Raw genomic sequence first — 11,313 nt, forward strand, 5'->3', positions numbered from 1 at the left:
GGGGTGACTATTTTTACTTACAACATTTTGGAGGAATTTTAACATGAATGTACCAAATAAGATTACCATTTCAAGGATTTTTCTAATCCCTATTTTTGTTGTTATGATGCTTGTTGATTTTGGATGGGGAGAGTTAGCTCTTTTCGGAACGACGATGCCTGTTGAGCATTTTGTAGGAGCGCTTATTTTTATTATTGCATCCACTACGGATTGGGTGGACGGCTATTATGCACGGAAATACGATATGGTAACGAATTTAGGGAAGTTTTTAGATCCGTTAGCGGACAAGCTATTAGTGTCAGCAGCACTTATCATTCTAGTTGATTTGAATATGGCCCCATCGTGGATTGTCATTTTAATTATTTCTAGGGAGTTTGCTGTAACAGGGTTACGCCTTGTGTTAGCTGGGTCCGGTGAAGTTGTAGCTGCTAAAATGTTAGGGAAAATCAAAATGTGGACACAAATTGTCGCGATATCAGCTCTACTTCTTCACAATGTGATTTTTGAAAGTATTTCATTTCCGTTTGCAACTATCGCCCTATGGGTTGCCTTATTCTTTACATTGTGGTCAGGTTGGGATTATTTTGTGAAAAATCGTGAAATATTCAGAAATTCAAAATAGGTTTTTAAGGAGGGGAGTCTAATGCGTGCAGAGATCATCGCTATTGGCTCTGAACTATTACTCGGACAGATTGTGAATACGAATGCCAAGTTTTTATCTCAACATTTAGCAGAAATGGGGATTCCGGTTTATTACCACACAGTCGTAGGGGATAATGCTGATCGATTGAAACAAGCGATAGAAATAGCTGAATCACGCTCTTCCTTAATCATCTTTACGGGTGGATTAGGCCCAACGAAAGATGATTTGACGAAAGACACGATTGCTAAGCATATTGGAGTAGAGCTCGAATTACATGAACAGGCAATGAACATGATTGAGAAGTACTTTCAAAAAGCAAATCGAACGATGACAGAGAATAACCGAAAACAAGCCATGGTGTTGAAAAATGCGACTATCCTTTCAAATGATTACGGTATGGCACCTGGGATGCTTTATAAAAATGAGACGCATTATTACATGCTGCTTCCGGGACCACCTAAGGAATTAGAACCGATGTTTATGCAATATGGTAGGGATGCCCTACTAAATGAATTGGACGAGCAACAGGTGATAAAATCCAAAGTATTACGCTTTTTTGGTATTGGTGAGGCTCAACTTGAAACAGAGATAGAAGATATTATCGATGAGCAATCAAACCCAACTGTGGCCCCTCTTGCTAGTAACGGAGAAGTCAAACTTCGTCTAACTGCCAAGCATATGTCTGAGCAAGAGGCAGATAAATTAATTCAAGCTCTTGAAGAAAAAATTAAGAAACGGATTGGTCAATACTTATATGGCTATAATGACTCCTCATTAATGGGGGAAGTTGTTCGTTTACTGAAGAGCCATAATAAAACGATATCCATAGCAGAAAGTTTAACAGGTGGCTCATTTAGTGCAGAGCTCACTTCCTTTCCTGGCATTAGTGAGAATTTTTTCGGTGGAATTGTGTGTTATTCGAATGAGGCGAAAAAAGATTTGTTACACGTTCAACAAAATACGCTTGATTCTTCTGGAGCGATTAGTTCAGAATGTGCTGCAGAAATGGCCGTTAATATTCGAGAGAAATTAAAAACGGACATAGGGATTAGTTTTACCGGTGTAGCAGGTCCAGATCCTAGTGAGGGAAAAGATGTTGGGACGGTTTGGATTGGGCTATCGTTTAAAGGAAGGGAACCTTATACTTTTCCACTACAGTTAGCAGGTACCCGACAATCGATTCGGATGAGAACGACTAAATATGGTTGTTATTATATATTGAAACATTTTCTAGCATAACAATGGCCCCTGTTTTACAAGGGGTCTTTGTTATGCTCGTTTCCATTTATCGACAAGTTTCATCATAGTTTCATAAGAACAATGGGAATGAGAAAGACGGGGGAGTTAACATGAACTCAATTTATAGGTTGAGCAGTTTTTTATACGCTGAATAAAAAGATGGACTGAACGAATTGTGTGGGCAAAGGAACAAAGCATAGTTAATGAGATGAATAATGATTCGCTACTTCTAAATCAAATCATGCTTTTTGTAATTATGCACTTATAAAAAATTAGACCTCCATTAAGATGGATTTCAGATTCAAAAAAACACCAGTAAAAAAAGCGAACATTTATTCGTTTTTTGCTTGGCAAAACAGGTAAACTGGTTTATAGTATAGATAGCTTAACAAATTAAACATAACTTTTAGTTAAACAATAGAATGCTATGAAAGAGGAGGAAATATTGGTGAGTGAACGTAAAGCTGCCTTAGATATGGCATTGAAACAGATAGAGAAACAATTTGGAAAAGGGTCAATTATGAAGCTTGGAGAAGAAACAGAACGAAGGGTTTCTACAATACCAAGTGGATCATTAGCGTTGGATGCAGCATTAGGAATTGGGGGATATCCTAGGGGGAGAATAATCGAAACGTATGGACCGGAAAGCTCTGGTAAAACGACAGTTGCTTTACATGCGATAGCTGAGGTACAAGCCCAAGGTGGTCAAGCTGCGTTTATTGACGCTGAGCATGCGTTAGATCCAGTTTATGCACAAAAGCTAGGTGTTAATATTGAAGAACTACTATTATCTCAACCCGATACAGGTGAGCAAGCACTGGAAATAGCTGAGGCACTTGTTCGAAGCGGAGCAGTTGATATTATTGTTATCGATTCTGTTGCTGCGCTTGTTCCAAAGGCAGAAATCGAAGGGGAAATGGGAGATTCACATGTTGGTTTACAAGCTCGATTAATGTCTCAAGCACTTCGTAAGCTTTCTGGAGCGATTAATAAGTCTAATACTATTGCCATTTTCATTAACCAAATTCGTGAAAAAGTGGGTGTTATGTTCGGGAACCCTGAAACAACACCAGGTGGGCGTGCACTTAAGTTCTATTCGTCTGTTCGTTTAGAGGTTCGTCGTGGCGAAACATTAAAACAAGGAAATGAAATGGTTGGGAATAAAACAAGAATTAAAGTCGTGAAGAATAAAGTAGCACCACCGTTCCGTTTAGCAGAAGTGGATATAATGTATGGGGAAGGTATCTCTAAAGAAGGTGAAATCATTGACTTAGGTTCTGAGCTTGATATCGTTCAGAAGAGTGGTTCATGGTATTCCTACAATGATGAACGTCTAGGTCAAGGTCGAGAAAATGCTAAGCAATTTTTGAAAGAAAACCCTGAAATTCGTCAAGAAATCATGGTTAAGATTCGTGAACATTATGGTCTAGATACGGGTATAGTAGAAGAAGGCCAAGATCAGTTAGACATCTAAATACGGTGCTTAAGGAGAGGGAATTCGCTTCAGAATTTACCTCTCCTTTCTTAAATTCAGAAGGTCTACAAAGGAAAGGAACTTCGCTGTGCAGCTAGGCCTACAGGATGTAGGTCATGAAGGCGTTGCGACAGGACGTCGCGAATTTAGCCTTCGTTCCTTGATGTTGTCCAGCTGCGTCGGCTTGTGGCTCGGGGTCAACTGGCCACCCCACTCCGGAAATCAGGATTTCCTGCGTGTCGCGTCAGTTGCCTGTCGCCCCAAATCGAGCCGACTACGCTTAGGCCTACAGGATGTAGGTCATGAAGGCGTTGCGACAGGACGTCGCGAATTTAGCCTTCGTTCCTTGATGACTCAAGTTTATACGTCGCTAAACGGTCAGTTCCGCATTTCTTTTTGTCTAGCTGCGTCGGCTTGTGGCTCGGGGTCAACTGCCACCCCACTCCGGAAATCAGGATTTCCTGCGTGTCGTGTCAGTTGCCTGTCGCCCCAGATCGACCCGACTTCGCTTTTCTTTGTGGAATTGTTTTCCTCTTATGGAGCGAACCCCTTGACAATCAAATTTTACAGAATTAAAATTAACTTGTATAATTTTAATTTTTTTCAATGAGTTATGAAAATCTTAGAGCTGTATATTGAAGAGATGTAATACAATGTATCAGCAGACATGTTAAAAACATGAGTTAAAGTTTCATAGCAATAGGAGGTGAAATAATGCAAGAAGCATTGATTCTTATCATCTCCATTTTGCTTGGCCTAATCGTAGGTGTCGTTGTTGGCTATTTTTATCGAAGATCGATTGCAGAAGCAAAAATTGCAGGCGCCCATAACGCTGCAGATCAAATTCTTGAAGAAGCAAAGCGTGAAGCTGAAGCTCTTAAGAAGGAAGCGCTCTTAGAAGCAAAAGATGAAAATCACCAGCTTCGTATTGAAACAGAACGTGAACTTCGTGAACGAAGAAATGAATTGCAAAAACAAGAAAATCGGTTAATGCAAAAAGAAGAGAACCTTGATCGAAAAGACGAATCTCTGGCAAAACGTGAGATGACTTTAGAACGAAAAGAGGATTCTCTCATCAAAAGACAACAACATATTGATGAGATGGAAAGCAAAGTGGACGAGATGAAACAATCTCAGCAAGCTGAACTAGAACGCATTTCAAGTTTAACTAGAGATGAAGCAAGAGCCATTATTCTTGATCAAGTTGAGAGTGAGCTTTCCCATGATATTGCCATAATGGTAAAGGAACAAGAGAACCGTGCCAAGGAAGAGGGAGATAAGAAAGCGAAAGAGATTCTTTCTTTAGCTATTCAACGTTGTGCAGCTGAGCATGTAGCAGAAACGACAGTATCAGTTGTAAATCTTCCAAATGATGAGATGAAAGGTAGAATAATCGGTCGTGAAGGTCGTAATATTCGAACACTTGAGACATTAACAGGAATTGATTTAATTATTGATGATACTCCAGAAGCAGTTATTTTATCAGGGTTTGATCCAATACGTCGTGAAACAGCTCGTATTGCTCTTGAGAAACTTGTTCAGGACGGTCGTATACACCCAGCTCGTATAGAAGAGATGGTAGACAAGTCTAGACGCGAGGTAGATGAATATATTCGCGAAGTGGGAGAACAAACGACTTTTGAAGTAGGCGTACATGGACTCCATCCTGACTTAATCAAAATTTTAGGACGTTTAAAGTATCGTACAAGTTATGGTCAAAATGTTCTGAAGCACTCTATGGAAGTAGCGTTCCTATCTGGACTACTTGCTGCAGAATTAGGAGAAGACGAAACCCTTGCTCGTCGTGCTGGTTTACTTCATGATATCGGTAAAGCGATAGACCATGAAGTAGAAGGAAGCCATGTTGAGATAGGTGTGGAGTTAGCGACAAAATATAAGGAACATCCTGTAGTGATAAATGCTATTGCATCTCACCACGGTGATACTGAGCCAACATCTGTCATCGCGGTACTAGTCGCAGCAGCTGATGCATTATCTGCTGCTCGACCGGGAGCAAGAAGTGAGACACTTGAAAACTATATTCGTCGTTTAGAGAAATTAGAGGAAATTTCTGAATCCTATGATGGAGTAGAGAAATCCTTCGCTATTCAAGCCGGTCGTGAAGTAAGAATTATGGTTCGCCCAGAAAGTATTGATGATCTGGAAGCTCATCGATTAGCAAGAGATATTCGTAAACGAATAGAAGAAGAGCTAGATTATCCTGGACATATTAAAGTGACCGTTATTCGAGAAACTAGAGCGGTAGAATACGCAAAATAAAAAATGTTAGAGCGAAAGCTCTAACATTTTTTTCTTTGACACGATGAAAAATAATGGGGAAAGATGTTTTTCACAAACTATACTTAACCAATTAAGATGTTCAATGAATTAGAGCTTGTTCGTAAGAGTGTATTTTCCACCTTATTTGTACACTAGTGCCAACAGAATAGATTGTGGTAAAATAGTTTAGAATTTGAATAAAGAAAGGGCTTAATTATGCAATTATTATTTATTGGAGATGTAGTAGGGTCTCCAGGACGGGATATGATCAAAACCTATTTACCGAAATTAAAGGAAAAATATCGACCGCATTTTACAATTATTAATGGTGAAAATTCAGCAGGAGGGAGAGGGATTACCGAGAAAATATATCGGCAATTTTTAGAGTCTGGGGCCAATGTTGTAACACTTGGAAATCATGCGTGGGATAATCGAGAGGTATTTGAGTTTATTGATGGGGCAAAGGCCCTCGTTAGACCGGCAAATTTCCCTCACAACGCACCAGGTAAAGGACTTATTTTCCAAAAATTTAATGCATTAGAAATAGCCGTAATAAACTTACAAGCGCGAACGTTTATGCCAGCCCTTGATTGTCCATTTACTGAGGCTGAAAAATTGGTTGAAGAAGCTCGGGAAAGAACAAATATTATTTTTGTGGATTTTCATGGTGAAGCAACAAGTGAAAAGCAAGCAATGGGTTGGTATTTAGATGGTAAGGTAACGGCAGTTGTAGGAACGCATACTCACGTTCAGACAGCTGATGAACGAATTTTACCAAAGGGAACGGCTTACTTGTCTGATGTCGGAATGACAGGGCCATATGATGGTATATTAGGTATGGAACGAGAAGCAGTTATCGGGCGTTTTTTAACTTCTCTCCCTACACGGTTTGAAGTACCAAAAGAGGGCCGAACGCAACTAAGTGCGTGTTTAATAGACATAGATGAAAAAACAGGAAAGGCTAGAAAAATTCAACGAATTTTAATTAATGATGATCATCCTTTTTACACGTAAATCATATTAAATTCCTTTTCTTTTCGTACAAGCTGGAATAGATTGCATTTTTAATGAATATAGTAGCAATGGAATAACGTATTACCAAATTTGTTCAAAATGCACTGAACATTCGGTTTGGGGAAAAGACAAGGAGGAAAAGGAATGGAAATATTAAAAGTTTCAGCAAAATCTAATCCTAATTCTGTAGCTGGTGCACTTGCCGGTGTTCTTCGTGAAAGAGGAGCAGCTGAAATCCAGGCAATTGGAGCGGGTGCCTTAAATCAGGCGGTAAAAGCCGTTGCCATTGCTAGAGGGTTTGTAGCTCCAAGTGGTGTTGATTTAATTTGTATCCCCGCATTTACGGATATTATGATTGAGAATGAGGAGAGAACGGCAATAAAATTAATAATAGAACCTCGTTAATAATAAGGAATATATTCATTCCCTGTAAGCCTTTTTTATAAGGGCTTACAGTTTTTTTTTGAATGAATTGGTGTTATGAAAAAAAACTAAAAACGGATGCCTTACGATTATCAATAAGCTATCAATACAATATAAGCGGATACTTATCAGAGACATAAGCTTTTCTAAATCGTAAATAAGCTAAATAATTACGGGAATTGTAAAAATTTGAAATTTGCTTTTCTTTTCGTTAACCTATAAAAAACAGCCATTTACTAAAGGAGAGGGACGTTTATGATTTTTGACGCTCATTGTGATGTTTTATATAAATTATATCAGTATCCATCTATTAATTTTCAACATTCAGATGACTTACATATTACTGCTACTCAGCTTGAAAAGCATGGTAGTAAGGTGCAGCTTTTTGCTATTTTTTTGCCACCAGACTTACTACCAGGAGCACGGTTTCAAGCGGCTTTAAAGATGATTGATCTTTTTTATGAAAAGATATTAAAGCCGAATCCAAATATGAAAATGGTGAAAAGTAAAGCTGAAATTGAACAATTGAAAGCTGATGAAACAGGAGTTATGCTATCGTTAGAGGGCTGTGAAGGAATTGAAGGTGATCTACTTAAGCTTAAAACGCTTCTTCGTCTTGGGGTTGCTTCAGTTGGGTTAACTTGGAATTGGGCAAATGAAGTCGCAGACGGAGCAATGGAGCCAAGAGGAGGAGGATTAACTCGATTTGGAAAAGAGGTTATTTTAACCTTAAACCAACACAAGATTTGGACGGATGTCTCCCACCTAAGTGAAAGAGCCTTTTGGGAAACAATCGAGATTGCTCAGTACCCAGTCGCTTCTCATTCTAATTCCTACACTATTTGTCCACACCCTAGAAATTTACGTGATGATCAAGCGAAAGCAATATTTGAACGAAAAGGGTGTATCGGAATTACATTTGTTCCATTTTTCACGCAAAAGAATGGAAAAGCGAAAATTAATGATGTGATTCAGCACGTGGAAAAAATGTGTGAACTAGGGGGAGAAGACCATATCGGCTTTGGGTCTGATTTTGACGGAATTAGTGAAACGATTATAGGGTTGAGCTCCTATAAAGATTATGACAAACTAATAGATGAATTATATCGATGCTATTCTTCAACGCAAGTCGGGAAATTTTTATATGACAATTTCCTTCGAGCAATCCCCTCATAAACGAAAGATGTTAATAATATAAGCAATAAATATTCGGTTTTAAAAAACTTGTTTCTCAAATAAAGAGAAACAGTTTTTTTATCGTTTAAAGGCAATACTGTTAAATATATAGCAGAAAAAATGAAAGGGCTTACAACGTTTTTTTAAAGTATTGCCTTTCTTTAAAGGCGGATTTTCTAGTAGTTCCCATAGAAAAATGATACACTAGAAAGGTAAGAGTATACGTTTTGAACGTGTTTAAAGGGGTGTATAACGAATGATTCAGCAACTTTCATGGAAAGTTGGTGGCCAACAAGGTGAAGGAATTGAGAGTACTGGAGAAATCTTTTCCATGGCTTTAAACCGCCTTGGCTACTATTTATATGGCTATCGTCATTTCTCTTCTCGGATTAAGGGAGGTCACACGAACAATAAAATTCGTGTTAGTACAACACAGGTGCGCTCAATTGCGGACGATTTAGATATTCTCGTGGCATTTGATCAAGAAACGATTGATGTGAATTATAAGGAACTTCACGATAAGGGAATTATTATTGCAGACACAAGGTTTAAACCTGTTTTACCAGAAGGTTCCCATGCGGCCCTTTATCCGGTTGCTTTCACTGAAATTGCAAGTGAACTTGGAACGTCATTAATGAAAAATATGGTAGCAGTAGGAGCTTCTTGCGCTGTTTTAAATTTGCAACCTTCTGTATTTAATGAAGTGGTTACAGAGATCTTTGGTCGTAAAGGCGAGTCCGTAGTAGAAAAGAATATGGAAGCGATCCGTCAAGGGTACGATACGATGACTCAGCAATTAGGCGACAAGGTCGGAGTAATGGAACTAGACCAGGCAGATGGTCAAAAACGAATGTTCATGATAGGAAATGACGCTATTGCTTTAGGTGCTTTAGCGGGTGGTGTTCGCCTAATGGCTGCTTATCCAATCACTCCAGCGTCTGAAATTATGGAATATTTAATTAAAAAGCTTCCGAAAGTTGGCGGAGCAGTTATCCAAACGGAGGATGAAATTGCTGCAGCAACGATGGCCATTGGGTCCAATTATGCCGGAGTTCGTGCCTTTACAGCGTCAGCAGGGCCAGGACTTTCATTGATGATGGAAGCAATCGGTCTTTCTGGAATGACGGAACAACCACTTGTTATTGTAGATACACAACGAGGAGGACCGTCCACAGGTTTGCCAACAAAGCAAGAACAGTCTGATTTAATGGCGATGATTTATGGGACACATGGAGAAATTCCAAAAATTGTTCTGGCTCCAAGCACTGTCCAAGAAGCTTTTTACGATACAGTTGAAGCATTTAATTTTGCGGAAGAATATCAATGTCCAGTTATCGTGTTATCTGATTTACAGTTATCACTTGGTAAACAAACGGTTGAGCCGTTAGACTTTAGTAAAGTGGAAATTCGTCGTGGAAAATTGACGAAGAATGAAAATGAGTTAGAAGAGCTGGAAGCAAAAAAATATTTTAAACGTTATGAAGTAACAGAGGATGGAGTTTCTCCACGTGTCATTCCTGGCATGAAAAATGGTATCCACCACGTGACAGGTGTTGAGCATGACGAAACAGGAAAGCCATCTGAGTCGCCTTCCAACCGTCAAGCACAAATGGATAAGCGGATGAGAAAGGTCAAGAAAATCGCCTTTAACAACCCTATCTATAAAAATACTCCTCATGAGGAAGCGGACTTATTATTAGTTGGATTTAACTCTACACGCGGTGTAATCGAAGAAGCGATGGGAAGACTCGAAAAGGATGGCATCAAAGTGAATCATGCCCAAATTCGTCTTATTCACCCATTCCCAACAGATGAACTTCTGCCGCTCGTTCAATCGGCTAAAAAGGTCATGGTCATTGAAAACAATGCGACAGGCCAATTGGCTAACATTATCAAAATGAACTTAGGAAATATAGAGAAAATTGCTAGTTTTACAAAATATGACGGGACACCATTCCTACCGTATGAAGTTCATTCGAAGTGCAAGGAGTTGATCTAGATGGCGACTTTTAAAGATTTTCGTAATAACGTCAAACCTAACTGGTGCCCAGGATGTGGTGACTTTTCTGTACAAGCTTCTATTCAACGTGCAGCTGCAAATATCGGTTTAGTTCCTGAGGAGCTAGCGGTCATATCTGGTATCGGATGCTCAGGGCGTATATCCGGTTATATTAATTCCTACGGCTTACATGGAATCCACGGTCGTGCATTACCGATTGCCCAAGGTGTTAAAATGGCTAACCGAGACTTAACGGTCATTGCATCTGGGGGTGATGGTGATGGATTTGCGATTGGAATGGGACATACAATCCACTCGATCCGAAGAAATGTGGACATTACGTATATTGTCATGGATAACCAAATTTATGGACTGACAAAGGGACAAACATCTCCGAGGTCGGCAGCTGGATTCAAAACAAAGTCAACACCAGCAGGTGCAATCGAACCTGCTATTGCTCCGATGGAAATGGCCTTAACAGCAGGTGCGACATTCGTTGCCCAAGGGTTCTCCACTGATTTAAAACAACTTACAGCTTTAATTGAAGCGGGATTAAATCATAAAGGTTTTTCTCTTATTAACGTCTTCAGTCCATGTGTTACATACAATAAAATTAACACATATGATTGGTTTAAAGAAAACCTTACGAAGCTTAGCGATATTGAAGGATATGATTCTTCCAATCGCGAACTAGCCATGAGTACTTTAATGAAGCATGAAGGACTAGTGACGGGGTTAATTTATCAAAACACTGAACAACCATCGTACCAAGACTTAGTCGATAATTATAGTGATATACCATTAGCAAAACACGACCTTCACCTTAAAGAAGATCAATTTGCTGAATTAGTGAAGGAATTTATGTAATGAAAAAAGGCCCTCGAGGTTCTGCACCCCAAAAGTTAGAGTTAAAAACTAATTTTTGGGGTGTTTTTGTATGGCAAAATATAGTGACGATTTAAAATTAACCATTGTTAAAGAATATCTAGAAGGACCAATGGGATTTAAGTTATTGGCTAAAAAATATGGCATTCCTGATAATGGACAAATTAGAAGATGGGTAAA

Annotated in this window: 9 protein-coding genes; all 9 read left to right on the top strand. The window is 39.1% G+C overall.

Annotation, left to right across the window (positions count from 1 at the left end; genetic code table 11):
- Window positions 1-43 precede the first annotated feature (43 nt).
- The 9 genes from pgsA (at window position 44) to WAK64_RS04150 (ending at window position 11,115) form a co-directional block, all read left to right on the top strand.
- On the top strand, window positions 44-622 hold the full coding sequence (gene pgsA, locus WAK64_RS04110; RefSeq protein WP_336585673.1) for a CDP-diacylglycerol--glycerol-3-phosphate 3-phosphatidyltransferase: 579 nt from the start codon (window positions 44-46) through the stop codon (window positions 620-622).
- A gap of 21 nt (window positions 623-643) precedes the next feature.
- Window positions 644-1,882, top strand: coding sequence for a competence/damage-inducible protein A (locus WAK64_RS04115; RefSeq protein WP_336585674.1), 1,239 nt, complete (start codon window positions 644-646; stop codon window positions 1,880-1,882).
- Window positions 1,883-2,330: 448 nt separating this feature from the next.
- Window positions 2,331-3,356 carry a recombinase RecA gene (gene recA, locus WAK64_RS04120; RefSeq protein ID WP_336585675.1) on the top strand — a complete coding sequence of 342 codons (1,026 nt, stop codon included), beginning with the start codon at window positions 2,331-2,333 and terminating at the stop codon, window positions 3,354-3,356.
- Between the two features lie 714 nt (window positions 3,357-4,070).
- On the top strand, window positions 4,071-5,636 hold the full coding sequence (gene rny, locus WAK64_RS04125; RefSeq protein ID WP_336585676.1) for a ribonuclease Y: 1,566 nt from the start codon (window positions 4,071-4,073) through the stop codon (window positions 5,634-5,636).
- Window positions 5,637-5,852: 216 nt separating this feature from the next.
- Complete coding sequence (locus WAK64_RS04130; RefSeq protein WP_336585677.1) at window positions 5,853-6,650, top strand: TIGR00282 family metallophosphoesterase; 798 nt, start codon at window positions 5,853-5,855, stop codon at window positions 6,648-6,650.
- Window positions 6,651-6,794: 144 nt separating this feature from the next.
- Window positions 6,795-7,055, top strand: a complete 261-nt coding sequence (gene spoVS, locus WAK64_RS04135) for a stage V sporulation protein SpoVS (RefSeq protein WP_336585678.1) — start codon at window positions 6,795-6,797, stop codon at window positions 7,053-7,055.
- A 273-nt stretch (window positions 7,056-7,328) separates the two neighbouring features.
- Entirely contained in the window at window positions 7,329-8,249 is a 921-nt protein-coding gene (locus WAK64_RS04140; RefSeq protein ID WP_336585679.1) for a dipeptidase, read from the top strand.
- 256 nt (window positions 8,250-8,505) lie between these two features.
- Window positions 8,506-10,248, top strand: a complete 1,743-nt coding sequence (locus tag WAK64_RS04145) for a 2-oxoacid:acceptor oxidoreductase subunit alpha (RefSeq protein ID WP_336585680.1) — start codon at window positions 8,506-8,508, stop codon at window positions 10,246-10,248.
- Window positions 10,249-11,115 carry a 2-oxoacid:ferredoxin oxidoreductase subunit beta gene (locus WAK64_RS04150; protein WP_336585681.1) on the top strand — a complete coding sequence of 289 codons (867 nt, stop codon included), beginning with the start codon at window positions 10,249-10,251 and terminating at the stop codon, window positions 11,113-11,115.
- Window positions 11,116-11,313 lie beyond the last annotated feature (198 nt).

This window comes from Bacillus spongiae, from assembly GCF_037120725.1.
Lineage (GTDB): Bacteria > Bacillota > Bacilli > Bacillales > Bacillaceae_K > Bacillus_CI > Bacillus_CI spongiae.

Bases quoted from the DNA above. Each gene is read 5' to 3' on its own strand.
- WAK64_RS04145 (WP_336585680.1), top strand. From the start codon at position 8,506: ATGATTCAGCAACTTTCATGGAAAGTTGGTGGCCAACAAGGTGAAGGA.
- pgsA (WP_336585673.1), top strand. From the start codon at position 44: ATGAATGTACCAAATAAGATTACCATTTCAAGGATTTTTCTAATCCCT.
- WAK64_RS04150 (WP_336585681.1), top strand. From the start codon at position 10,249: ATGGCGACTTTTAAAGATTTTCGTAATAACGTCAAACCTAACTGGTGC.
- WAK64_RS04140 (WP_336585679.1), top strand. From the start codon at position 7,329: ATGATTTTTGACGCTCATTGTGATGTTTTATATAAATTATATCAGTAT.
- spoVS (WP_336585678.1), top strand. From the start codon at position 6,795: ATGGAAATATTAAAAGTTTCAGCAAAATCTAATCCTAATTCTGTAGCT.
- WAK64_RS04130 (WP_336585677.1), top strand. From the start codon at position 5,853: ATGCAATTATTATTTATTGGAGATGTAGTAGGGTCTCCAGGACGGGAT.
- rny (WP_336585676.1), top strand. From the start codon at position 4,071: ATGCAAGAAGCATTGATTCTTATCATCTCCATTTTGCTTGGCCTAATC.
- WAK64_RS04115 (WP_336585674.1), top strand. From the start codon at position 644: ATGCGTGCAGAGATCATCGCTATTGGCTCTGAACTATTACTCGGACAG.